The organism is Achromobacter aegrifaciens, from assembly GCF_902859735.1.
Lineage (GTDB): Bacteria > Pseudomonadota > Gammaproteobacteria > Burkholderiales > Burkholderiaceae_B > Achromobacter > Achromobacter aegrifaciens.
On the sequence record NZ_CADIJY010000016.1, the window covers coordinates 69072 to 92166 of the forward strand.

A 23095-nucleotide genomic window follows, 5' to 3' on the forward strand; every position below is an offset into this window, starting at 1 on the left:
CGCCAGCGAGGGCAGCCATGAAGGCGTTTTTCTCGGAAGAGCAGCTGCTGCATACGCCGCGGCAGTTCATGCGGCTTGGGCGCATCAGCGCGCCCACCGATCTGCCGGCACGGGCGGAAAGCCTGCACGGCGCGCTGGCCGCGCGCGGCATCCGCGTCCAAGCGCCGGCTGACTACGGCCGCAAGCCGCTGCAGGACATCCACAGCCGGGACTACCTGGACTATCTGGAATCGGCCTATGCGCGCTGGCAGGCCCTGCGCTCGCCTGGCGTGGATCCGGGCCCCGAAGTGCTGCCCAATCTTTCGCCGTACTACAACGGCCGCATCGAGCTGGCTGGCCGCGGCCCCTGCCCGTCGCCCTCCATCGTGGCCCAGACCGGCTACTACCTGAGCGATCTATCGTGTCCCATCGGGCCGCAGACCTGGCGCTCGGCGCTGCGCTCCACGCATAGCGCGGTGGCCGCCGCCGACCACGTCGCCAGCGCCGGGGGCATGGCCTATGCCTTGTGCCGGCCCTCGGGCCACCATGCCCACCGCGACCGCGCGGGCGGCTTCTGTTATCTGAACAGCAGCGCGGCCGCGGCCAGCCGGTTGCTTCAGACCTGGTCCAAGGTGGCGGTGCTGGACGTCGACGCCCGCCATGGCGATGGCACGCAGAACATTTTTTATCAGCGCGGCGACGTCATGACGGTATCCCTGCACGCCGACCCCGCCGGCTACTACCCCTTCTATACCGGCTATGCGCATGAGCGCGGCTACGGCGCGGGCGAAGGCTGCAACCTGAACCTGCCGCTGCCGCACGGTTCGGGCAACGACTCCTTCCTGCGGGCGCTGGATACGGCGCTCGCCGCCCTGACCGGCTACGCGCCGCAGGCGCTGGTGCTGGCCCTGGGCTTTGACACCTACAAGGACGATCCCATCAGCGTGCTCAAGCTCGACATCGATGCCTACCGCGACATCGGCGCGCGCGTCGCCAGCCTGGGACTGCCCACCGTGATCGTGCAGGAAGGCGGCTACATGGTCGAGGCCATCGGCCCGGCTCTGGACGCGTTCCTGCAGGGCGCGGGCCAGGCGGCAGCCTGAGTCCTCCCGCCCACATGAGCTCCGTTCCCATCGCGTTACCCTCGCCCGCCGCCGCGCGCCAGACGGGCATCCTGCTGTTCTTCGCAGCGTTGGTGGCCTTTGCCACCTTCGATGCGGGGTCCAAGCACATGCTGGCGCGCTATCCCGCGCCCTTCCTGAACATCATGCGCTATTCGGCGGTGGCCGTGCTGGCGGTGGCGCTGTTGTGGCGGCACCGCGGCGGACTGCGTCTGCGCGATGCGCCCGAAAAGCCGCTGTTGATCCTGCGTGGCCTGCTGCTGGCCACGGTCGGTACCTGCTTCATGACGGCGCTGATCTGGATGCCGCTGTCGGAAGCCACCGCCATCTACTTCACCTCGCCTCTGATCATGGTGGCGCTGTCGCCCTGGCTGCTGGGCGAGCGGGTGCGACCCGCCCAGTGGACAGCGGTGGCGGCGGGCTTTGGCGGCATGCTGCTGATCGTGCGGCCGGGCTCCAACCTGCCGTGGCTGGGCACGCTGCTGATGGCGGTGTCCGCGGTCAGTTACGCAGTGTTCCAGGTGCTGACGCGCAGGCTCTCGGGCAAGGTGCCCGGGCCCATCCAGTATGCCTACACGGCCTTCATCTGCCTCGTCGTCACCGGGCTGCCCGCGCCCTTCTTCCTGCCGGATCCGTGGCCGGATCTTACCGACATGCTTTTCATCGTCGGCTTGGGTGCCTGCAGCGGATTGGCGCAGATCTTTCTGATATCCGCCTTCCAGCGCGTGGCGGCGGCGACCCTGGCGCCCCTGAACTACTTCCAGCTGCTGCTGGCGGTGCTGTTCAGCACCTTTTGGTTCCAGCGCCCGCCCGATGGGCTGGCCCTGGCCGGCATGGGGTTGATCATCGCCTCCGGCGTATTCCTGGCGCTGCGCCGGGGCTGAGGCTTGGCGTTCAGCTGGTTTCGCGCTGCACCAGCTTGAAGCCCAGGTCCACATGGCGCTCGGCGACGGGCTCGCCGGCCAGATGGCGCATCAGCAGGCCCGCGGCCGATACGCCGATCTGGTAGCGCGGCGTGGCGATGGTCGACAGCGGCGGCGTGGTCCAGGCCGTGCCCGCCACGTCGTGGAAGCCGACGATGGCCATGCGTTCCGGCACCGGCACGCCCAGCCTTCCGCACTGGAACACCGCCCCCTGGGCCAGGTCATCGTTGCAAAAGAACAGCGCATCGCAGTCGGGATGACGTTCGCGCAGCGCTTCCAGCAGCGAGGCTCCCAGGCCGATGGATGATTTCTCCGGCGTCATGATTTCCAGCGCCGCGTCATACAGGCCCGCATCCCGCAGCGCCTGGCGGCAGCCTTCGCAGCGGCGCAGCGACCTCGGATCCAGTTGCGCGCCGACGATGCCGATACGGCGGTAGCCCCGCTCCACCAGATGGCGGCCCGCGGCATAGCCGGAATCGAATTGCGAAAAACCCACGCTCATGTGCTCGCCGCCGTCCAGCGTCTCGATCGTGTGCACGGTGGGAATGCGCTGCGTGTCCAGCAGGTCCCATACGCCAGGGTTGTGGTCGATGCCGGTCAGGATCAGGCCGTCGGGCGCGTGCTGCAGGTACTTGCGCAGCAGAGCCTCCTCCTCGTCCAGCGAATAGCCGGTCACGCCGATCAGCATGTGGTAGCCGTGCCGGTCCAGCTCTTCCTTGATCCCCGCGATGATGTCGACGAACACCACGTTGCTCAGCGACGGAATCAGCGCCACGATGGTCTGCGAACGCGCCGACGCCAGCGCGCTGGCCGCATGGTTGGGCACGTAGCCCAGTTCCTGGCACACCCGCGCGATGCGCAGCCGCAGTTCTTCCGCCACCTTGTCCGGCGTGCGCAAGGCGCGCGATACCGTGATCGCGCTCACGCCCACGCGGCGCGCGACATCCTGCATGGTGACGCGGCCGGCGCGTGAACTGCGGGGTTTACGGATGGACATCGGTCCTCGGCATGGGTTGGTGAGCGCGTAGTCTGACGCAAAAAACTGGGGCTTGCCAAACGCAAAATGTTAGCGCTAACATTTCGCACAGCATAACCCTAAAAAATTCCGGGAAACGGATAGGAGACAAACATGCAAGCTTCCCCACCGGGGCGGCCTGGCGGCACGCCGCTGGCCCGCGCCGCCAATTGGTGCTTCGCGCTGCAGACCTGGCTGATGGTGACCTGTCTGGCCGTCATGGTGGTGCTGCTGTTCGGCAACGTCGCGCTGCGCTACCTGTTCAACTCCGGCATCAACGTCTCTGATGAGATCTCGCGGCTGGCCTTCGTCTGGATGATCTTCCTGGGCTCGGTGATAGCGCTGCGCTCGCATCAGCACATCGGCGTCACCATGCTGGTCGAACGCTTCGGCCCCGCTGCCCGTCGCGCCTCGCACGTGTTCTGCCAGTTGCTGACGCTGTGGGTGCTGTGGCTGATGGCCGAGGGCAGCTGGACCCAGACCGTCATCGGCCTGGACACCGTGCTGCCTGTCACCGGCATGTCGCTGGCGGTGTTCAACGCCGCGGCCCTCTATGCGGCCGCCGCCATGGGCATCCTGACCTTGATCGATCTGGTGCGCGTCCTTGCGGGCGGGCCCTTGCCGGCGGAATCCAGCCCCGAAGACCCGCTGGTCTGACGGCTCCGCCTCCAACTCCCCTACCCCGCCCGGACGCCCGCAATGATCCTGACCGTTTTCCTGCTCGTGCTGCTGGGGCTGATCGCCCTGGGCATGCCTATCGCCTTCGCGCTGCTGCTCAGCGCGATCGCCATGATGTTCCAGCTGGACTTTTTCGATACCCAGATCCTGGCGCAGAACATGCTGTCTGGCGCCAACAGCTTCACCCTCATGGCTGTGCCGCTGTTCATGCTGGCCGGCGAACTGATGAACGCCGGCGGCATTTCGCGCCGTATCGTCAATCTGGCCAGCACCTTCGTGGGCCACATCCAGGGCGGCCTGGGCTATGTGGCCATCTTCGCCAGCGTGCTGCTGGCCGCGCTGTCCGGCTCGGCCGTGGCCGACGCCGCGGCGCTGGGCTCGCTGCTCATCCCCATGCTGCGCGAAAGGGGCTACGACGCGGGCCAGGCCTCCGGGCTGATCGCGGCCGGCGGCATCATCGCGCCCATCATTCCGCCCTCGATCTCGTTCATCATCTTTGGCGTCGCCACCAACGTGTCGATCACCAAGCTGTTCTTCGCCGGCATCGCGCCCGGACTGATGATGGGCCTGACCCTGGTCGCCGTATGGACCTGGGTGGCGCGCAAGCATGGCAGCATCAAGCCCTCGCCGCGCGAACCCTGGAGCAAGCGCTGGAAGGCGCTGCGCGAATCGCTATGGGCCCTGATGCTGCCCGTCATCATCATCGGCGGCTTGCGCGGCGGCATCTTCACGCCGACCGAGGCGGCCGTCGTCGCCGCGGTCTACGCGCTGCTGGTCAGCCTGTTCGTCTACCGCGAAATCGGCGTGCGCGACCTGGCGCCGCTCTTCATCAACGCCGCCAGCACCACCGCCATCGTCATGTTCCTGGTGGCCGCCGCCATGGTCTCGTCCTACATGATCACTCTGGCCGACATGCCGCAGGACCTGATCGCGCTGCTGGAACCCGTGCTGGACCAACCCAAGCTGCTGATGTTCGCCCTGCTGGTGCTGCTGACGCTGGTGGGCACGGTGATGGACCTGACGCCCACCATCCTGATCCTGGCGCCGGTGCTGATGCCGGTGGTCACCAAGGCCGGGATCGACCCCGTCTACTTCGGCGTGATGTTCGTCATGGTGGGTTGCGTGGGCCTGCTGACGCCGCCGGTGGGCACCGTGCTCAACGTGGTTTGCGGCGTCGCCCGCATCAATATGGAAACCATCTGCAGGGGCGTGTGGCGCTATGTCGTCGCCTACACGCTGCTGCTGATCCTGCTGGTGATCTTCCCCGAGCTGATCACCGTCCCCGCACGCTGGATGCATTAGAAAAACCCCAAGGAGGAGCACCATGATCACCCGTTTCAAGACCCGCATTCTTGTCCTGGCGACGGCGCTGTCCTGCGCCGTCGCCGGCGTCGCGTCCGCCGCCGACGTCAAACCGCGCCTGATCCGTTTCGGCTATGGCCTGAACGAGGAAAGCGTCCAGGGGCGCGCCGCGCGCCACCTGGCGCAGGAGCTGGAAAAAATCAGCGGCGGCAAGCTCAAGATGAAGACCTTCGGCTCGGCCAACCTGGGCTCGGACGAGCAGATGCAAAGCGCGCTGGTGGGCGGCGTGCAGGAAATGATGGTGGGGTCCACCGCGCCCCTGGCCGGCATGGTCAAGGAGTTCGGCGTGTTCGACCTGCCCTTCCTCTTCAACAGCGAAAAGGAAGCGGACGCCGTGCTGGACGGGCCTCTGGGCCAGGACATGCTGAAAAAGCTGGAAGCCAAGGGCATCATCGGCCTGGTCTATTGGGAAAACGGCTTTCGTAACATGACCAACTCCAAGCGCCCCATCGCGCGCGCGGAAGACCTGCAAGGCATCAAGCTGCGCGTGATGCAGAACCAGATCGCATTGGGCGTCTTCAATACGCTGGGCGCCAACGCCGTGCCCATGCCGTTCTCCGAGCTGTTCACCGCGCTGGAAACCCGCACCGTGGACGGCCAGGAAAACCCCATCACCACCATCCAGAGCAGCAAGTTCTACGAGGTTCAGCCCTATCTGACCATCACCCGCCACGTCTACACGCCCTGGGTGGTGCTGGCGTCCAAGAAATGGTGGGACACCCTGTCGCCGGAAGAACAGAAGCTGATCCGCCAGGCGGCCGCATCCTCGCGCGACTTTGAGCGCCAGGACAGCCGTGCGGACTCCCAAAAGGCCATGACCACGCTGGAAAAGGCCGGCATGAAGATCAACACGGTCTCGCCCGAAGAGATCGCGCGCATGCGCCAGAAGGTGCAGCCGGTGGTCGACAAGTACACGCAGGACCTCGGCCCAGAGCTGGTCAAGCAGCTCAACGACGAGATCCAGAAGGCGCGCAACTAAGCCTTTGCGGCCCGCACGCGCGCCGGGCCGCCACGCAACCGCTGTAAACGAGAATCCCATGTCCCAGACTCCCCGCAAGCTGCGCAGCCAGAAGTGGTTCGACGATCCGGCCCACGCCGACATGACGGCCATCTATGTCGAGCGCTACCTCAACTACGGCCTGACGCGCCAGGAACTGCAATCTGGGCGGCCGATCATCGGCATCGCTCAGACCGGCAGCGACCTGGCGCCCTGCAACCGGCATCACCTGGCGCTGGCCGAGCGCATCAAGGCCGGCATCCGCGACGCGGGCGGCATCCCCATGGAGTTTCCCGTGCACCCGCTGGCCGAACAGGGCCGGCGCCCCACCGCCGCGCTGGACCGCAACCTGGCCTATCTGGGCCTGGTAGAGATCCTGCACGGCTATCCGCTGGACGGCGTGGTCCTGACCACCGGCTGCGACAAGACCACGCCCGCCTGCCTCATGGCCGCGGCCACCGTGGATATTCCCGCCATCGTGCTGTCCGGCGGGCCGATGCTGGACGGCTGGCACGACGGCCAGCGCGTCGGCTCCGGCACGGTCATCTGGCATGCGCGCAATCTGATGGCCGCGGGCAAGCTGGACTACGAAGGCTTCATGACGCTGGCCACGGCGTCGTCGCCGTCCGTCGGCCACTGCAACACCATGGGCACGGCGCTGTCGATGAACTCGCTGGCCGAAGCGCTGGGCATGTCGCTGCCCACCTGCGCCAGCATTCCCGCGCCGTACCGCGAGCGCGGCCAGATGGCCTACGCCACCGGGCTGCGTATCTGCGACATGGTGCGCGAGGACTTGCGCCCATCCCATATCCTGACGCGGCAGGCTTTCGAGAACGCCATCGTCGTGGCCTCGGCGCTGGGCGCCTCCAGCAACTGCCCGCCGCACCTCATCGCCATGGCCCGCCACGCCGGCATCGACCTGAGCCTGGACGACTGGCAGCGCTTGGGCGAAGACGTGCCGCTGCTGGTCAACTGTGTACCTGCGGGTGAGCATCTGGGCGAAGGCTTTCACCGCGCGGGCGGCGTCCCGGCGGTGTTGCACGAACTGGCGGCAGCAGGCCGCCTGCATACCGATTGCGGCACCGTGTCCGGCAAGACCATCGGCGAGATCGCGGCTACGGCCAAGACCAACAATGCGGACGTCATCCGCAGCTGCGACGCGCCGCTCAGGCATCGCGCGGGATTCATCGTCCTCTCGGGCAACTTCTTCGACAGCGCCATCATCAAGATGTCGGTCGTCGGCGAAGCCTTCCGCCGCGCCTATCTGTCGGAGCCCGGTTCAGAGAACGCCTTCGAGGCGCGCGCCATCGTCTTCGAAGGCCCCGAGGACTACCACGCGCGCATCGAAGACCCCTCCCTGAACATCGACGAGCACTGCATCCTGGTGATCCGCGGCGCCGGCACCGTCGGCTACCCCGGCAGCGCGGAAGTGGTCAACATGGCGCCGCCCTCGCATCTGCTCAAGCGCGGCATAGACTCTCTGCCCTGCCTGGGCGACGGCCGCCAGAGCGGCACCTCGGCCAGCCCTTCGATCCTGAACATGTCGCCGGAAGCCGCGGTGGGCGGTGGCCTCGCGCTGTTGCGCACGGGCGACCGCATCCGCGTCGACCTGAATCAGCGCTCGGTCACCGCCCTGGTGGATGAAACAGAAATGGAACGCCGCAAGCTGGAGCCGCCCTACCAGGCGCCGGAATCTCAGACGCCGTGGCAAGAGCTGTACCGGCAACTGGTCGGCCAGCTTTCAACCGGTGGCTGCCTGGAGCCCGCCACCTTGTATCTGAAGGTCGTGGAAACGCGGGGCGATCCCCGGCATTCGCATTGACGCCGGCGGCTACCGCGCTTGTCCGCTGCCGGCCTGCGGCCCCTGCGGCGCCGGCCGCGTGACAACATAGGCCGCGCTAGCCAGGAAGAACACGGCCACACCGGCGGCCAGCATCCACGACGGATGCGCGCCCCACCAGAACAGCACATAGCCCAGCGCCATGCCCAGGCAGGCGTAGGTCTTGCCCTTGCGCGATACCGCGCCCTGATCCCGCCAGGCGCGCAGGGCGGGACCGTAGGTCGGGCTATCCAGCAGCCATTTCTCCAGCCGCGGCGAAGAGCGCGAAAAGCAGGCCACCGCCAGGATCAGGAAAATGGTCGTAGGCATGACGGGCAGAAACGCGCCGATCACACCCAATGCCAGCATCAGGCAACCCAGGCAGAGCCACAGTACTCTCATCATGATGGGCAGCAGGATATCCCAGGTTTTCCGCTCGCTTCAAACGCGCCGCGCAAAGCGCCGGTTTTCCGGCCGCCGGTATGGGGCGGATCACTTAGCCGCGTCGCGGCAACAGTAGAGAATAATTTGGAATATATATTCACAAATTGGAATTATTGAATAAAAATCGAACGTGCGCGGGTCCCCGCGCTTCCCGTAGCAAGGAACTGCCATGCGCAACGCTAGCGATTTGCTGGAAGACTCTTACCGCCGCACCGACCGGGCGATGCTGCCTCTGCTCTGGCTGCTGTTTGCCGTCGGCCTGTGCTTGGCCCCACAATACGGACGCTGGGGCGCCGCCATCGGCGTCGGCTTGGCCGCCGCAGGCATACCGTCGCTGTTGATACTCTGGCGGCCCGGCCGCTTGAGTACCCGCCTGGTCGTGGCCTGTAGCCTGATGGTGCTGGCCGCGCTCCATATCCATCTGATGTCCGGCATGGCCGAGATCCATTTCGGCATCTTCGTGCTGCTCTCGCTGCTGCTGGCCTATCGCGACTGGCGCACCATCCTGTGCGCGGCCGTCGTCATCGCGCTGCATCACCTGTCCTTCAACTTCCTGCAGCAATGGGGCTACGGAACAATTTGCTTCACCGAGCCGAGCCTGCCCATGGTGCTGTTGCACGCAGCCTATGTGGTGGTGCAGGCTGCCGCGCTAGGCTGGCTGGCCTGGAAAATGGAACGGGCCGCGGTGGCGGCCGAGGAACTGGCCCGACTCAGTGCGCATATCGGCCGTGAGGCTGGCGTGTTCGACCTGCGCTTTGGCGGCATGAGCATGGACAGCAGCCTGGGCCGCAGCTTCAAGGCCACGATGGACGCCGTGCACCGGACCCTGAGCGGCGTAAGGAACACCGCCACCGCTCTTTCCGCCGCCTCGCGCGACATCATGCAGGACAACCAGCAGCTCGAAGAACGCACCCGGACCCAGGCCGACTCCCTGGAGCGGACCGTTGCATCGATGCGCGACCTGGCCGCCAATGTCCATGACAACGCCGGCAACGCCTTGCAGGCCCGGCAGCTGAGCGACGAAGCGCGGCGCATCGCGGACACGGGCAGCGCCGCGGTAGCAGGCGTGGCGACGGTGATGGGAGAAATCCAGCAGGAAGCCAACAAGATCTCCGAAATCACCGGCTTGATCGACAGCATCGCATTCCAGACCAACATCCTCGCCTTGAACGCGGCGGTGGAAGCAGCCCGCGCCGGTGAAAGCGGGCGAGGCTTCGCGGTCGTCGCCACCGAGGTCCGCGCGCTGGCCCAACGCAGCGCCAGCGCCGCGCGCGAGATCCGCACCCTGATCGACGGCTCGCTGGAGAAGACCAGCAGCGGTTTCCGCCAGGCCGACCATGCCGCCGGCGTGATCCGCGAAGTCGTGGCCAGCATCGAGCGCGTGGCCGCCATCGTCGGTCAGATCGGCGACGCGGGCCGGGTCCAGGGTACGGACATCGACGAAGTCAACCAGGCCGTGACCCAGATGGACGAACTGACCCGGCAGAACGCGGCCCGGGTAGCCCAGGCCGCCGACGCCTCGGCGGCCCTCCAATCGCAGGCGACCGAGCTGCTGCAAGCCGTGGGCGTATTCCGCCTGCAGGATGAACGGCAGCCGCAAGCGCAGTCCGCCCCGAGGGCGGCCGCTCCAGGGCGCACCGCGCCGCTGGCGCTGGCGAGCGGCTAAGACCCGGAATTGCGCGAAACGCCTGCCGCCAGCAGCCGCTTCACCGTCCTTTGCAGGGCCGGACTTTCATGGAAGAATCATTGTCTCCCATGGCTCCAGCCCCCAACGACCATGACTCCCTTTGCTTCCATACTCGCTATCCTCGGTGCGCTGTGGCTCGGAGCCATGCTGCCGGGACCAAGCTTCATCATCGTCGCGCGCAAGGCCATCGGCCAGTCCCGCTGGGACGGCCTGGCCTCGGCCTTCGGCATGGGCGCAGGCGGCATGCTGTTCGCCGGCCTGGCGCTGGCGGGGCTGTATTCCCTGTTGCAAAGCGTGGAATGGCTGTACGTCGCGCTGAAAATCGCGGGCGGCGCCTATCTGCTTTACGTGGCTGCCGGCATCTGGCGCAACGCCAGGCAGCCTTTTGCCATGCCCGGCAGCAGCGCGCCAGCATCACGCAATGGACGTCGTTCCTTCTGGATCGGTCTCACGACCCAGTTGAGCAACCCCAAGACGGCCATCTGGTATGGCAGCATCTTCGCCGCGCTGCTGCCTCAGCATCCGCCGGCATGGACCTATTTCGCGCTGCCGCCCCTGGTGTTCCTGGTCGAATTCGGCTGGTATGCGATCGTGGCGCTCTGTTTTTCGACCAAGGGCCCGCGCGAGGTTTATCTACGGGCGAAGCAATGGATAGACCGGGCAGCGGCGGGCGTTATTGCGGCGCTGGGCTTGCGGCTGATTCTTAATGCGCCCAAAAACGGAATCTAGGAAAAGTCGGGTTTCCGATGCGCAACACGAGCAGCCGCAGCAGATAGAAGCCACGCCGCGGGTGGCGCTTCCCTGCAGACAGGCAAGAACTTACCGCAGCTTTTGCTGATAGAGCTCTTGCGCGCCTTCCAATGAGGCGCGCATTCCGTAAATCGTGCCTCCGCCGCCGCGGCTGAACCATAGTTCGTACTGCCACATCCCGTCCACGAAGACCCGGGAGATCGTCCAGCCCGCTGGCCCTTGCCAGTAATAGTCGTCCCGCTGCGTCCATTCCTCATCGATCATGCTTCGTCCCCTCTCGGCCGAAACCGGGCCGAATTGCGCTGCTGCCGACCTCAAATATACTGTATTTTTATACAGTATATTGAGCCGCAGCATGACGGCCTAGGGGGTATCGAGAAGGCTGACGGATGCAGGTATTCCCGGGCTCAGCCCGGCAGGCGGTTACGCAATCTGCATCTCACGCCGCGCCTGCTTGTCTGCATACATCAATTGATCTGCTTCCCTGAGGACGGCCTGCAGCGCGCTGGCCGATGGGTCGGCATTCACAATGCCAAAGCTCGCGCCGGCGTAGTGAAAACTGCAGTCGTCCAGGGTGTAGATGCCGCTGAGCAACGGGGCCAGGCGCGTGCGCATTGTTTCAACCACAGCATCAGCCGTCGGCCCTGACCTTGCGCCCAAGCCAACGACGACGAATTCGTCGCCCCCCCATCGACCCAGCACCTCTCCAGAACGCAGGCCTGCCGACAGACGTCGGCCAACCTCGATCAAGAATTTGTCGCCGATGTCGTGGCCGTAGGTATCGTTAATCGTCTTGAACCCATCCAGATCTATAAACGCGACTTGAACAGACCGCTGCGTCCGATTCGCTTCCGAGAAATACCGCTCCAACTCCGCCATGATCGCTCGCCGATTCGGCAAGCCGGTAAGCGCATCATGGTTGGCGGCATGCCGTTCATCTTGGCGGCGTCTCACCATTTGCGCGACCACATGGCTGGAGAGAAGGATCAGGACCAGACCGACCATCGCCACCAATCCCGTCGCCCACATATGCCGCTTGCGCATGGGCGCCAAAGATTCCAGCGAGGCCAGCGTGATCAAGTGGTATTGCCCATTAGCCAGCGCCTGCCGCCTCGCCAGATAGGGCCTGCCATCGATGAGCCAACGGCCGGATTGGATGGAGCCGGGTATGGCGCGAATATCCAGGGGTTCGCCGAGGTCTTCATCGCCATCGGAAGGCAGTACCGAATCGGCAGGTAAAAGGGCTGCGACATTACGCAGCATGAACGGCTCGGACGAAGCCGTGGTTACCCTTCCCTGGCGATTCACAACCAACGCGATATGTCGCCCGGCCAGGTAAAGCGCCACATCCGGCGCATCGAACTTTACCGTCACCGAGCCCTGCGGCATGTCATTCGAGTCTTCGATGCGGCTGGCGACGAAATACGATGGACTCTTGTTCAACCGGGCAATGCCGAAGTAACTGCCATAGCCATCACGCAATGCGTCTTCGAGATAAGCCCGACCCGAATAGATCATGCCGACGATGCTGTCGGGTTCCGCCCAGTTACTGGCCGTCACCGTATCGTCCGACATATTGTTCATATAAATGCGGGCGTATCGCAGATCGCTGGCCAGCTCATTCATGAAGTCGCCTACCCTGCGCACCAATGGATCCCGCGTAAACAGGGCCGCTCGCTGCTCTCGAGACAAGTCGGCTGCGCCGGGTGGATCCGTACGGTAACGGACGGCAAGCTGGATCACTTGGCCCTGGCGGGCCACCATGTTCGCTACGCTCACCATCTCGGTGAATAACCGATCCATGACGCGCGCAGTAATTCTTGCCTCGTATTCGGCGCTGGCGGCTAGGCTGTCCAGCCGCGATGCCTCCATTCCCTGCGACATCCAGCGTGCAATAGCTATCACCAACGCAAACCATGCCAGGGCCAGACCGAGCGTCACGCGACGCACGAGGGAATGGCCCTGCCGTTCACGTCTACCTTGTCGCGACAATTCTTCGCTCACAGGGTCCCCTGATTCAAACCAACGGCCTTAGGCAATCATCGGCCAATCCGCCAGTTGTACTGAAAGGAAATGTCTGGCGGCCGGTCAATGGAACGTGGCCAAAATGTTCGGCCACACGCTAATGAATCGCCATATTTCCATTATGCGTGGCTTACTTCAATATGATTCGGCGATTTACCGCGAACTGCGCAGAACGCACAGGCTTGTGTAAATGCAGGGCTAACGGCTGGCGTCGATAGCTGAAGAGTTTTCGCGCCTTTGCCATTGCCCCGCGAAAACCATGCTTTGTGGCATGGCGCGTGGCATGCAACGGACGAAACCCAAACAAAAAAGCCGCCAGATCATTGATCTAGCGGCTTTCTCTTTGCCGTGCTTGACAGCACTTTGCAGGAATTTGGTAGGCGGTATTGGAATCGAACCAACGACCTCCACGATGTCAACGTGGCGCTCTAACCAGCTGAGCTAACCGCCTGCAAAGAAGAAGAATTATATAGTGCTTTTTTAAACTATGCAAATCGTCTGGCAAGATTTTTTGCATTATTTATTGCGCTTCGAAGTTTGCGGCGTTTGCGAGGTTTACTTTCGCATGCCTTCAAGCTTGTCTGCGCAACGCGTTTTGAAGTGCCAGTTCCTGGGAACCTTGGACGCCGCTTTTCAGCCTTGCCCCACTACTTCAAACCGCCTGCACCACACTACTAATTTCCCTTCAGCTTCGCGTCTGCCGCTTGCGCCGCAGCAACGAAGAACGAGATTCTATCAGAACTTTTAATTCCTTGCTCAAGCTCCACGCCGCTACTTACATCGACCGCCCAAGGCCTGACCAATTCCACGGCCTGCCCGACGTTTTCCGCGTTCAAGCCGCCCGACAGGATCAGGGGCCGAGACACCGGATCGGCCCTCACTTCGTCAAGCAACGCGTAGTCGAAACCATGACCGCTGCCACCGTAGCCCGCGCTGTAGCTGTCGAACAGCCAGCCCGCGGCTTCGCCATAGGCGCGGCATGTGGAGGCCAGGTTTTCCGCGGTGTCCAGGCCGGGCGCGCCGGCACGGAATGCCCGCAAAAAACGATGACCGTAGTGCGCGCAGTCCTGCGGCGTTTCATCGCCATGGAACTGCAGCAGCTCCGGCTTGACCTGGTCCAGCACGGCCTGCACCTCGGCCTCTTGCGCATTCACGAACAAGGCCACCACGTCGACAAAGGCGGGCACCATGCGCCGCAACTGGGCTGCGCGCGTCGGCGTCAGGCAACGCTTGCTCTTGGGGTAAAACACAAAGCCGATCGCATCGACGCCTGCCGCGACGGCGGCGTCGATATCCTGTTCCCGGGTCAATCCACAGATCTTGATGCGTGTGCGCATGAAACTCTTCGCTGGCTTGGCCGCCCTGCGCGGCCGGTCGAATCAGTATATCCGGCGTGCAGGCAGCGCCTACGCGCCGGGCTGACCCACGGTGGCCACGAGATTGTCGAAGCTGCCCTCGGCCAGACGGAACCAGGGCGTTTCCTTGTCGCGAAACGCCGCCATGCTGTCGTACAGCTTCTTGAACATGGGATCCTTGGCGCTCATTTCCTGGTAGGCGGCCAGCGAGGCTTCGTAGCTCGCCTGCAGGACCGGCTTGGGAAACGCTTTCAACTGCGCGCCGCGCGACACCAGTCGGCGCAGCGCATCCGGATTGCCCGCGTCGTACTTGGCGATCATGTTGGCAGTCGCCATACGGCATGCCAGCGTCAAAGCGGACTGATACGGCTTGGGCAGTTCGTCGTAGGCGTCCTGGTTCACATACAAGGATAGCTGCAGCGTGCCCGCCCACCAGCCCGGAAAGTAGTAATTCCTGGCAACTTTATAGAGCGCCAGGTTTTCATCGTCGTAAGGGCCGATCCAAGCCACGGCGTCCACGACGCCCTGCTCCAGCGCGGCATAGGCTTCGGCCACCGGCACGTCCACGGGCGTGGCGCCCATCCGCGCCAGCACATGGCGGGCAAACCCGCCCGCCTTCACCTTGAGCCCGCGCAGGTCGTCCACGGTCTTGATTTCCCCGCGAAACCAGCCGCCCATCTGCGCGCCGGTATAACCGCAGGGAAAGTTCAGGATGTTGTACTTGTCGAACAGCACGCGCGTGAGCGCCAGGCCTTCCCCCTGCGTCATCCAGGCGTTCATCTGCCGCGTGTTCAGGCCGAACGGCACGCCGGCGTCAAAGCACAGCGCGGGGTCGACATCGAAGTAGCGGGTCGACGCCGTATGGCCACAATCGACGACGCGATGCTGCACGGCTTCCAGCACCTGCCCCGGCTGCACCAGGTCGCCGGCGGGAAAGATTTCGATGCTGAAGCGCCCGTCCGTCACCTCGTTCACGTAACGCGCCACGTCTTCGGCGCCGGCGAACAAGGTGGGAGACTCGTTGGGAAAACTGGAGGCCAGCCGCCAAGCGACCTTGGCTGGGGCTGCCACCACCGCCGGCGCTTCGGGCGCGGCGGCCGGAGCGGGCGGCGGGCTGGGCGGAGCCTCTTGCGGTCCCGCTGGCGGCGCCGACGGGGCCGGGCTGGCGTTTTCCTCGGCCAACGGAACTTCCTGCGCGAACGCCGGAGCGACCAGAGCGGCGCCGCCCAGGGCGGTCTGCTTCAAAAACGCGCGGCGTTGCATGGCAAAAGCCTCCATCGGATACGGGCAGGCATCGCCGTTGCCGGCGGCATCCCTAATAGGTTTGAGTAAACGGCGACAGCAACTGCGATCCCCCGTCGAGCTCATCCAGGCCGAACTCTTCCGGATAATCGATGGCGGACAGGTACAGCCCATCGGGTGCGAAGGTCGGCGCGCCCCGCTTGCGGTCGCGCCAGGACAGCAACTGCGCCATCCAGTCCACCGATTCGCGCCCTTGCCCGATCTGCAACAGCGCGCCCATGATGTTGCGCACCATATGATGCAGGAAGGCATTGGCCTTCAGCGTGAACACCAGGAACGGCCCGCGCTCATCGATATCCAGCCGGTAGAGATGGCGCACAGGATGCTTGGCCTGGCACTGCGAGGAACGGAAGCTGGAAAAATCGTGCTCGCCCAGCAAGGCATTCGCCGCGGCCCGCATGGCATCGACGTCCAGCGGTTGAAAGCACCAGCCCGCCCGGCCCGCCCATAATGCCGGCCGCACCCGGCCGCGCCATAACAAATATACGTAGGTACGGGCGCGCGCGGAAAACCGCGCGTGGAATTCGTCCGATACCGGCTGCGCCCACTGGACTGAAATGCTGGGAGGCAGGAAAGCATTCACCCCCCGGACCCAGGACTCCATCCGGCGGTCGAGTTCAGTGTCCAGATGGATCACCTGCATCGCGCCGTGCACCCCGGTATCGGTGCGGCCGGCGCAGATCGTCGCCACCGGCCCTTCCACACCACAAAAACTGCCTAGGGCGGCCTCCAACGTGTCCTGCACCGTTTGCCGATGCGGCTGTGTCTGCCAACCCTGCCAGGCGGAGCCGTCGTACGCCAGCCCCAATGCAACTCTAGACATGTATCAAACCCGTGGCCCGCCGACACGGTGCGGTTCGTCCGTGGGCGGTTCGTCCAGGTCGAGATTGATGCTTCCGAGCTTGCGGTTCAGCGCCGCCGTATCCAGCGCTGGCTCGTTGAATTCGTAGGTTTCCTCGTCATCGTCCCCGCGCCGCGCACCGGCCCGGCGCAAGAGCCAGGCAATCGCGAATGCGATCAGCGCCAGCACTGCAGTGACGATAACGAGCAGATTGTCGGCCAGCCACCCGGGCATGTCCGAAGCGGAATCCTTGCCTGCCGGCGTGCCAGCGGCCTGATCTGGCGTAGATGCCCCAGAAGCGCCTGGGGCGCTCGAGGTGTTCGCAGGTCCTGCCGACCCTGTTGCGCCGGGCGTACCTGCTGCGCCCGGAGCGCCCGGCGTACCCGACGCGCCTGTCGCGCCCGAAGCGCCCGCCGCGCCCGACGCGCCTGTTGCACCCGAAGTGCCTGCTGCTCCCGAAGTGCCTGCTGCTCCCGAAGCGCCTGCAGCTCCCGAAGCGCCTGCCGCACCCGAAGCGCCTGCCGCACCCGAAGCGCCTGCCGCACCCGAAGGGCCTGCTGCTCCCGAAGCGCCTGCCGCTCCCGAAGCGCCTGCTGCACCCGAAGCGCCTGTTGCACCCGAAGCGCCTGTTGCACCCGAAGCGCCTGTTGCGCCCGAAGCGCCTGTTGCACCCGAAGCACCTGTTGCACCCGAAGCACCTGTTGCACCCGAAGCGCCTGTTGCACCCGAAGCGCCTGTTGCACCCGAAGCGCCTGTTGCACCCGAAGCGCCTGCCGCGCCCGGCGACGCCGCAGTACCAGAAGCGCCACCAGCGGCGCCTTGCTGTGCCACCGCCTTGTTCAAATCGTCGACGTTGCTTTGCAACTGGCTCACGCGCCCCTGGACATCGGCCATGGCGCGCTCAGTCGACGTCTTGGCATCGGCCTGCGCCTCTGCTTGCGCCGATGCGCTGTCTTGCGCCTGCCCCGAGGACAGCCGCACGCGATCCTGCGGCGGCGATGCGCTGGCCGCCCCGGCATCAGCAGGAGGCGCGACGCTGCCCGAAGCCGCGCCCTGCCCCTGGACCACGGAGGGATTCGCGCCGGCCGCCGCGCCGATGCGGGCGCGGTACTTCGCGAACGCCTCGGCATGTTCATTGAAGATGCGCCGCGCCTCGGCCGGATCCACCGCGCGCACGGTAGCCGCATCGGGAATCGTCAGCCTCTGGCCGGCTTTCACCAGATTCATATTGTTCTGGATGAAGGCCTCGGGATTGGCGCGCCACAAGGCCACCAGCATCTGATAGACCGATGCGTTGGGCACCGCATTGCGCTGCGCGATAGCGAAAAGATTGTCGCCGGACTTCACGTTGACCGAACGCGATCCCGCCGCGCGCCCCGGCGTGCCGACCGCAGCCGGCGTCACGTCAGCCGTCGTGCCGCGCAACGGCACCAGAATGCTGACCTGCACCTGGCGCTGCCCGGAACTGGAGTTGATATTCAGCAGCAGATCAACCGCGCCGCTGGCCGGCGGCTGCGAGGCCCGCACGCGCAGATTCTTGCGCGTGGCGTCCAGGCCGTCCTCGACCCGGACCACCATGCTTGCCAGTGGAACCGGCGGCTTCAGACCTGCGCGTTGCCAGGAGGCCTCGTCAGCCACCGACACCTTGAGCGATGCGATTTCCTCGGGCGTGAGCTCCTGCAATCCCACCACCGCCTGCAGCGGCGCGCCCGGCACGGAAACCACCCGCGAATGCCCCACGCGCATGGCCATGGCGGTACTGCACACGCTTGAGCCAATCGCCAGCGCAATCGCCCACTGCAGGGCTTTTAAACGGCGGGCATGCTTCACTTGGCGCGAACGCTGGGTCATAAGCTGGAATTCCGTCTTGTAGTCGACTTGCGGGCTGGAGCCGGCTCACGCCATCTCGGTGAGAACAGGCATCAATTCACGGGAAAAGTGTAATGGATCATGCGCATTTCACAAACCTGAAAGGCCCGGCCGCGTTTGCTGGCGGGCCTGTCCGCCGATACAGCACAGACTCTGCGCAAACGGCAAGGGCACCCTGAGGTGCCCTTGCTTGCCTTGCGCGCCTGGTCAGGCGGCGCCGAACGCCGCCTGCGACGGCATCAGGCTTCGGCCAGCGCAATGCGCAGCATGCGGCGCAGCGGCTCGGCGGCGCCCCACAGCAACTGGTCGCCCACGGTGAAAGCGCCCAGGTATTGCGAGCCCATCGACAGCTTGCGCAGGCGGCCCACCGGAATGTCCAGCGTGCCGGTAACGGCGACCGGAGTCAGCGCGGAAACCGTGGCTTCCTTGGTGTTGGGCACGACCTTCGCCCACTGCGTGCCTTCGGCGATCAGCGCTTCGATCTCGTCCAGCGGCACATCGCGCTTGAGCTTGATGGTCAGCGCCTGGCTGTGGCAGCGCATCGCGCCGATGCGCACGCACAGGCCGTCGATCGGCGTAGCGGGCGTGCCGAAGGCTGCGCCGCGGCCCAGGATCTTGTTGGTCTCGACCTCGCCCTTCCACTCTTCCTTGGACATGCCGTTGCCCAGGTCCTTGTCGATCCAGGGAATCAGGTTGCCGCCCAGCGGCACGCCGAAGTGCTCGTGGGGCAGCGCCGGGTCCTTTTGCTTGGCCAGCACGCCGCGGTCGATTTCCAGGATGGCCGACGCGGGATCGTCCAGCAGCGACTTGACCGATTGATTGATCTCGCCGAACTGGGTCAGCAGTTCGCGCATGTGTTGCGCGCCGCCGCCGGAAGCCGCCTGGTAGGTCATGGAGGTCATCCATTCGACCAGGTCGTTGTTGAACAGGCCGGCCAGGCCCATCAGCATGCAGCTGACCGTGCAGTTGCCGCCGATGAAGTTGCGCACGCCGCGCTTGAGCGCCGCGTCGATGACCGGACGGTTGACCGGATCCAGCACGATGATGGCGTCATCGGCCATGCGCAGGGTGCTGGCGGCATCGATCCAGATGCCGTTCCAGCCTGCGCCGCGCAGCTTGGGATAGACCTCGGAGGTGTAGTCGCCGCCTTGCGCCGTCACGATGATCGGCAGTTTTTTCAGAGCGTCAATGTTGTAGGCGTCTTGCAGCGGGCCTGCGCCAGTGGCCCAAGTGGGCGCGGCGCCGCCAGCGTTGCTGGTGGAGAAAAACACCGGTTCGATCAGTGCGAAGTCGTTCTCGTCGCGCATGCGTTGCATGAGCACCGAGCCGACCATACCGCGCCAGCCGACAAGGCCTACTGCTTGATTCATTTCAATCGCTCTTTAAAGGTGTGGAGACTAGGGTCCAGGGGAAAAAGCCGTGCAATTCAACAATTTATCAGAATGCACGGCCGGATGTTGCGGCGCAGCTAGAAATAATAGGGGCCGCAATGGATACAGGGCGCTTTCGAGGCGACGCCACAACAGCAAAACAAGGGGCGGCCCAGCCGGGCCACCCCTTGTTTTACGGTGCTTCAACCGCCACGCGCGCTAGCGCCCGGCGGCTCGATCCCGAGAAGATCAGGCCAGCGCCTTGAGCACCGCGTCGCCCATCTGCGCCGTGCCGACCTTGGTCGTGCCCGGTTCGAAGATGTCGGCGGTGCGCAGGCCGTCGGCCAGCACGCGGCGCACGGCGGCCTCGATGCGGTCGGCCTGCGGCGCCAGATTCAGCGAATAGCGCAGCAGCATGGCCGCGGACAGGATGGTCGCCAGCGGATTGGCGATGCCTTGGCCGGCGATATCGGGCGCGGAGCCATGGCTGGGTTCATATAAGCCTTGGCCGCCTGCGTTCAGCGAAGCCGAAGGCAGCATGCCGATCGAACCGGTCAGCATGGCGGCTTCGTCGGACAGGATGTCGCCGAACAGGTTGCCGGTCACGATTACGTCGAACTGGCGCGGGTTGCGCACCAGCTGCATCGCGGCGTTGTCGACATACATGTGCGACAGCTCCACGTCGGGATACTCGCGCGCGACTTCGATGACGATGTCGCGCCAGAACTGCGAGGTCTCCAGCACGTTGGCCTTGTCCACGCTGCACAGCTTCTTGTTGCGCTTGCGGGCCGATTCGAAACCGATGCGCGCAATGCGGCGCACTTCGGATTCCGCATAGCGCATGGTGTCGTAGCCTTCGCGTTCGCCGGCGAAGGCGCCGTCGGGTGAAGAACGTACGCCGCGCGGCGTGCCGAAATAAATGTCGCCAGTCAGCTCGCGGATGATCAGGATGTCCAGGCCGGACACGATCTCGGGCTTCAGCGACGAGGCGCTGGCCAGTTCCGGATACAGGATGGCAGGACGCAGGTTGGCAAACAGGCCGAGCGCCTTGCGCAGGCCCAGAATGGCCTGCTCGGGGCGGAACTCGCGCGGCAGGCTGTCGTACTTCCAGTCGCCCACGGCGCCGAACAGCACGGCGTCCGACTCCTTGGCCAGGTTCAACGTGGCCGGCGGCAGCGGATGTTCGAACGCATCGAAGGCGGCGCCGCCCACGGGCGCTTGCTTGATATCGAAGGACACGTCCAGCGCCTTCAGGACGCGCACGGCCTGTTCGACGATTTCCGGGCCGATGCCGTCACCCGGCAAGACTGCGATGTTGTGAGTCATACGAAAACGATCCTGTAATCAGAAGAATGGTGGCGTCAGGCGATGGGACGGCTTTCCAGCCATGGATGGCGGGCCAGGCGCTCAGCCTCGAAGGCGCGAATCTTGTCCGACTGGCGCAGGGTCAGCCCGATATCGTCAAAGCCGTTGAGCAGACAGTATTTGCGGAACGGTTCGATGTCGAAACCCATCTCGCGCCCATCCGCCGCCACCACGACCTGGCGGTCGAGGTCGACGCGCAGCTTGTAGCCGGGGAAAGCCTTCACTTCGTCGAACAGGCGCGCGACTTCCAGTTCCGACAGAACGATGGGCAAGAGGCCGTTCTTGAAGCTGTTGTTGAAGAAAATGTCGGCATAGGACGGCGCGATGATGGCGCGGAAACCGAACTGCGTCAGCGCCCAGGGCGCATGCTCGCGGCTGGAGCCGCAGCCGAAGTTCTTGCGCGCCAGCAGCACCGAAGCGCCCTGGTAACGCGGCTGGTTCAGCACGAAATCCGGATTCAGCGGACGCTTGCTGTTGTCCATGCCGGGTTCGCCATGGTCCAGGTAGCGCAGTTCATCGAACAGGTTCGGACCGAAGCCGGTGCGCTGGATGGATTTGAGGAACTGCTTGGGAATGATGAGGTCCGTATCGACGTTTTCGCGGTCGAGCGGAGCCACCAGGCCTTCGTGAGTGGTAAATGCTTGCATGATGTCGGTACTCGGTGCGTGACGCTTAACGGAAAGTGCGGACGTCGACGAAATGGCCGGCGACGGCGGCGGCGGCGGCCATGGCCGGGCTGACCAGATGGGTGCGCCCGCCCTGTCCTTGCCGGCCCTCGAAGTTGCGGTTCGAGGTGGAGGCGCAGCGTTCGCCCGGTTCCAGGCGGTCGGCGTTCATGGCCAGGCACATGGAGCAGCCCGGCTCGCGCCACTCAAAGCCCGCCTCGATGAAGATCTTGTCCAGGCCTTCGCGCTCGGCCTGCTGCTTGACCAGGCCCGAGCCCGGCACCACCATGGCCTGGCGCACATTGGAGGCCACATGCTTGCCGCGCGCGACCGCCGCAGCCGCGCGCAGGTCTTCGATGCGCGAATTCGTGCAAGAACCGATGAACACGCGATCCACACGGATATCGGTAAGCGGCGTGTTGGGCTTCAGGCCCATGTACTGCAAGGCGCGTTCCATGCCGCTGCGGCGCACGTCGTCTTTTTCGCGATCGGGGTCCGGCACGCGGGAATCCACCGGCAGCACCATTTCCGGGGACGTGCCCCAGGTGACCTGCGGCTTGATGTCGCGGGCGTTGACTTCCACCACGGCGTCGAACTTGGCGCCCTCATCGGTATGCAGGGTGCGCCAGTAGCCCACCGCCTGATCCCAAAGCACGCCCGTGGGCGCGAAGGGACGGCCGCGGAAGTACTCGACGGTCTTGTCGTCCACCGCCACCATGCCCGAACGGGCGCCGGCTTCGATGGCCATGTTGCAGACGGTCATGCGGCCTTCCACGGACAGGGCGCGGATCGTGCTGCCGGCGAACTCGATGGCGTAGCCCGTGCCGCCGGCCGTGCCAATGATGCCGATGATGTGCAGGACCACGTCCTTGGCCGTACAGCCGAAGGGCAATTCGCCGTCGACCTTGATCAGCATGCTCTTGGCTTTCTTCATGAGCAGCGTCTGGGTCGCCAGCACGTGCTCCACTTCGGAGGTGCCGATGCCGAAGGCCAGCGCGCCCAGCGCGCCGTGCGTGCTGGTGTGCGAGTCGCCGCAGACCACGGTCATGCCGGGCAGGGTCGCGCCCTGCTCCGGGCCGATCACGTGCACGATGCCCTGGCGCAGGTCATTCATGCGGAATTCGGTAATGCCGTACTTTTCGCAGTTGGCGTCCAGCGTGTCCACCTGCAGGCGCGAAATCGGATCGTCGATGCCCTGGGCGCGGTTCAGCGTCGGCACGTTGTGGTCCGCCACCGCCAGGTTGGCGCCCGTGCGCCACGGCTTGCGGCCGGCCATCGCCAGGCCTTCGAACGCCTGGGGGCTGGTGACTTCGTGCACCAGGTGGCGGTCGATATAGAGCAGACAGGTGCCGTCTGATTCCTGGTGGACGACGTGGGCGTCCCAGAGTTTGTCGTAAAGAGTTTGGGCCATGGATGCGCTCTGCAAATAGACAATCCGGCTCGTGCCGCGCGCGGTTCAAACAATGATCCCCGGGCGCCAGCCACTGCGGCATGAGCGAATTATGCACAGGGTCTCAACCTAGTACAA

19 protein-coding genes, 1 tRNA gene and 1 pseudogene are annotated in these 23095 nt (G+C 64.9%); 8 read left to right on the plus strand and 13 right to left on the minus strand.

The genetic code is table 11. The annotated features are described in order from the left end of the window. Positions 1-17: 17 nt before the first annotated feature. Positions 18-1082: a histone deacetylase family protein gene (locus HV766_RS26790; RefSeq protein ID WP_175182144.1), complete on the plus strand. Its 1065-nt coding sequence runs from the start codon at positions 18-20 to the stop codon at positions 1080-1082. A gap of 14 nt (positions 1083-1096) precedes the next feature. Further along, positions 1097-1984 (plus strand): DMT family transporter, encoded by an 888-nt coding sequence (locus HV766_RS26795; RefSeq protein ID WP_175161098.1) that lies wholly within the window; start codon positions 1097-1099, stop codon positions 1982-1984. A gap of 10 nt (positions 1985-1994) precedes the next feature. Here the strand turns inward: HV766_RS26795 and gntR are convergent, their stop codons facing one another. Continuing rightward, positions 1995-3020 (minus strand): HTH-type transcriptional regulator GntR, encoded by a 1026-nt coding sequence (gntR, locus tag HV766_RS26800; RefSeq protein ID WP_054458268.1) that lies wholly within the window; start codon positions 3018-3020, stop codon positions 1995-1997. A gap of 132 nt (positions 3021-3152) precedes the next feature. Between gntR and HV766_RS26805 the strand changes: the two genes are divergently transcribed. Genes HV766_RS26805 through HV766_RS26820 form a run of 4 tightly spaced genes read left to right on the plus strand, consistent with a single transcriptional unit; the run spans position 3153 to position 7897 of the window. Continuing rightward, entirely contained in the window at positions 3153-3695 is a 543-nt protein-coding gene (locus tag HV766_RS26805; protein ID WP_054458269.1) for a TRAP transporter small permease, read from the plus strand. Between the two features lie 42 nt (positions 3696-3737). After that, a complete protein-coding gene (locus HV766_RS26810) occupies positions 3738-5018 on the plus strand; it encodes a TRAP transporter large permease (RefSeq protein ID WP_054458270.1) in 1281 nt (426 codons plus the stop codon). Between the two features lie 22 nt (positions 5019-5040). Further along, the gene (locus HV766_RS26815; protein WP_054458271.1) at positions 5041-6057 is read left to right on the plus strand and encodes a TRAP transporter substrate-binding protein; all 1017 of its coding nucleotides are present in this window, start codon (positions 5041-5043) and stop codon (positions 6055-6057) included. Positions 6058-6115: 58 nt separating this feature from the next. Beyond that, positions 6116-7897, plus strand: a complete 1782-nt coding sequence (locus HV766_RS26820) for an IlvD/Edd family dehydratase (protein WP_054458272.1) — start codon at positions 6116-6118, stop codon at positions 7895-7897. Positions 7898-7906: 9 nt separating this feature from the next. Here HV766_RS26820 and HV766_RS26825 read toward each other — a convergent pair whose 3' ends face one another. Beyond that, complete coding sequence (locus tag HV766_RS26825) at positions 7907-8299, minus strand: YbaN family protein (protein WP_125471401.1); 393 nt, start codon at positions 8297-8299, stop codon at positions 7907-7909. A 208-nt stretch (positions 8300-8507) separates the two neighbouring features. Between HV766_RS26825 and HV766_RS26830 the strand changes: the two genes are divergently transcribed. Both HV766_RS26830 and HV766_RS26835 read left to right on the plus strand, forming a co-directional pair. Beyond that, positions 8508-10004: a methyl-accepting chemotaxis protein gene (locus tag HV766_RS26830; protein WP_175182145.1), complete on the plus strand. Its 1497-nt coding sequence runs from the start codon at positions 8508-8510 to the stop codon at positions 10002-10004. Positions 10005-10115: 111 nt separating this feature from the next. Beyond that, positions 10116-10754 (plus strand): LysE family translocator, encoded by a 639-nt coding sequence (locus HV766_RS26835; protein ID WP_125471399.1) that lies wholly within the window; start codon positions 10116-10118, stop codon positions 10752-10754. 90 nt (positions 10755-10844) lie between these two features. On the opposite strand, the gene HV766_RS26840 is transcribed toward HV766_RS26835, so the two are convergent. The 11 genes and pseudogenes from HV766_RS26840 to leuC all read right to left on the minus strand — a co-directional run bounded on the left by HV766_RS26840 (position 10845) and on the right by leuC (position 22978). After that, positions 10845-11039 (minus strand): hypothetical protein, encoded by a 195-nt coding sequence (locus HV766_RS26840; protein ID WP_054458275.1) that lies wholly within the window; start codon positions 11037-11039, stop codon positions 10845-10847. Positions 11040-11198: 159 nt separating this feature from the next. Then, on the minus strand, positions 11199-12779 hold the full coding sequence (locus tag HV766_RS26845; RefSeq protein ID WP_217472169.1) for a GGDEF domain-containing protein: 1581 nt from the start codon (positions 12777-12779) through the stop codon (positions 11199-11201). Between the two features lie 395 nt (positions 12780-13174). Continuing rightward, positions 13175-13251, minus strand: a tRNA-Val gene (locus HV766_RS26850). A gap of 223 nt (positions 13252-13474) precedes the next feature. After that, positions 13475-14143 (minus strand): annotated as a pseudogene (locus tag HV766_RS26855) (phosphoribosylanthranilate isomerase); the annotation flags it as partial. Between the two features lie 63 nt (positions 14144-14206). Then, complete coding sequence (locus tag HV766_RS26860; RefSeq protein WP_054458315.1) at positions 14207-15418, minus strand: TRAP transporter substrate-binding protein; 1212 nt, start codon at positions 15416-15418, stop codon at positions 14207-14209. 52 nt (positions 15419-15470) lie between these two features. Further along, positions 15471-16280: a tRNA pseudouridine(38-40) synthase TruA gene (truA, locus tag HV766_RS26865; protein WP_119451610.1), complete on the minus strand. Its 810-nt coding sequence runs from the start codon at positions 16278-16280 to the stop codon at positions 15471-15473. A gap of 3 nt (positions 16281-16283) precedes the next feature. After that, the gene (locus HV766_RS26870) at positions 16284-18149 is read right to left on the minus strand and encodes a type IV pilus assembly protein FimV (RefSeq protein ID WP_175182147.1); all 1866 of its coding nucleotides are present in this window, start codon (positions 18147-18149) and stop codon (positions 16284-16286) included. 257 nt (positions 18150-18406) lie between these two features. Further along, on the minus strand, positions 18407-19537 hold the full coding sequence (gene asd, locus HV766_RS26875) for an aspartate-semialdehyde dehydrogenase (protein WP_054458280.1): 1131 nt from the start codon (positions 19535-19537) through the stop codon (positions 18407-18409). Positions 19538-19786: 249 nt separating this feature from the next. Continuing rightward, positions 19787-20863: a 3-isopropylmalate dehydrogenase gene (gene leuB, locus HV766_RS26880; protein WP_042792892.1), complete on the minus strand. Its 1077-nt coding sequence runs from the start codon at positions 20861-20863 to the stop codon at positions 19787-19789. 35 nt (positions 20864-20898) lie between these two features. Beyond that, a complete protein-coding gene (leuD, locus tag HV766_RS26885) occupies positions 20899-21549 on the minus strand; it encodes a 3-isopropylmalate dehydratase small subunit (protein WP_054458281.1) in 651 nt (216 codons plus the stop codon). Positions 21550-21574: 25 nt separating this feature from the next. Further along, positions 21575-22978: a 3-isopropylmalate dehydratase large subunit gene (leuC, locus tag HV766_RS26890; protein ID WP_119451608.1), complete on the minus strand. Its 1404-nt coding sequence runs from the start codon at positions 22976-22978 to the stop codon at positions 21575-21577. Positions 22979-23095: the final 117 nt, after the last annotated feature.

Excerpts from the sequence above, each read along its gene's own strand:
- HV766_RS26790 (WP_175182144.1), top strand. The coding sequence starts at position 18 with ATGAAGGCGTTTTTCTCGGAAGAGCAGCTGCTGCATACGCCGCGGCAG.
- HV766_RS26795 (WP_175161098.1), top strand. The coding sequence starts at position 1,097 with ATGAGCTCCGTTCCCATCGCGTTACCCTCGCCCGCCGCCGCGCGCCAG.
- gntR (WP_054458268.1), bottom strand. The coding sequence starts at position 3,020 with ATGTCCATCCGTAAACCCCGCAGTTCACGCGCCGGCCGCGTCACCATG.
- HV766_RS26805 (WP_054458269.1), top strand. The coding sequence starts at position 3,153 with ATGCAAGCTTCCCCACCGGGGCGGCCTGGCGGCACGCCGCTGGCCCGC.
- HV766_RS26810 (WP_054458270.1), top strand. The coding sequence starts at position 3,738 with ATGATCCTGACCGTTTTCCTGCTCGTGCTGCTGGGGCTGATCGCCCTG.
- HV766_RS26815 (WP_054458271.1), top strand. The coding sequence starts at position 5,041 with ATGATCACCCGTTTCAAGACCCGCATTCTTGTCCTGGCGACGGCGCTG.
- HV766_RS26820 (WP_054458272.1), top strand. The coding sequence starts at position 6,116 with ATGTCCCAGACTCCCCGCAAGCTGCGCAGCCAGAAGTGGTTCGACGAT.
- HV766_RS26825 (WP_125471401.1), bottom strand. The coding sequence starts at position 8,299 with ATGATGAGAGTACTGTGGCTCTGCCTGGGTTGCCTGATGCTGGCATTG.
- HV766_RS26830 (WP_175182145.1), top strand. The coding sequence starts at position 8,508 with ATGCGCAACGCTAGCGATTTGCTGGAAGACTCTTACCGCCGCACCGAC.
- HV766_RS26835 (WP_125471399.1), top strand. The coding sequence starts at position 10,116 with ATGACTCCCTTTGCTTCCATACTCGCTATCCTCGGTGCGCTGTGGCTC.
- HV766_RS26840 (WP_054458275.1), bottom strand. The coding sequence starts at position 11,039 with ATGATCGATGAGGAATGGACGCAGCGGGACGACTATTACTGGCAAGGG.
- HV766_RS26860 (WP_054458315.1), bottom strand. The coding sequence starts at position 15,418 with ATGCAACGCCGCGCGTTTTTGAAGCAGACCGCCCTGGGCGGCGCCGCT.
- truA (WP_119451610.1), bottom strand. The coding sequence starts at position 16,280 with ATGTCTAGAGTTGCATTGGGGCTGGCGTACGACGGCTCCGCCTGGCAG.
- HV766_RS26870 (WP_175182147.1), bottom strand. The coding sequence starts at position 18,149 with ATGACCCAGCGTTCGCGCCAAGTGAAGCATGCCCGCCGTTTAAAAGCC.
- asd (WP_054458280.1), bottom strand. The coding sequence starts at position 19,537 with ATGAATCAAGCAGTAGGCCTTGTCGGCTGGCGCGGTATGGTCGGCTCG.
- leuB (WP_042792892.1), bottom strand. The coding sequence starts at position 20,863 with ATGACTCACAACATCGCAGTCTTGCCGGGTGACGGCATCGGCCCGGAA.
- leuD (WP_054458281.1), bottom strand. The coding sequence starts at position 21,549 with ATGCAAGCATTTACCACTCACGAAGGCCTGGTGGCTCCGCTCGACCGC.
- leuC (WP_119451608.1), bottom strand. The coding sequence starts at position 22,978 with ATGGCCCAAACTCTTTACGACAAACTCTGGGACGCCCACGTCGTCCAC.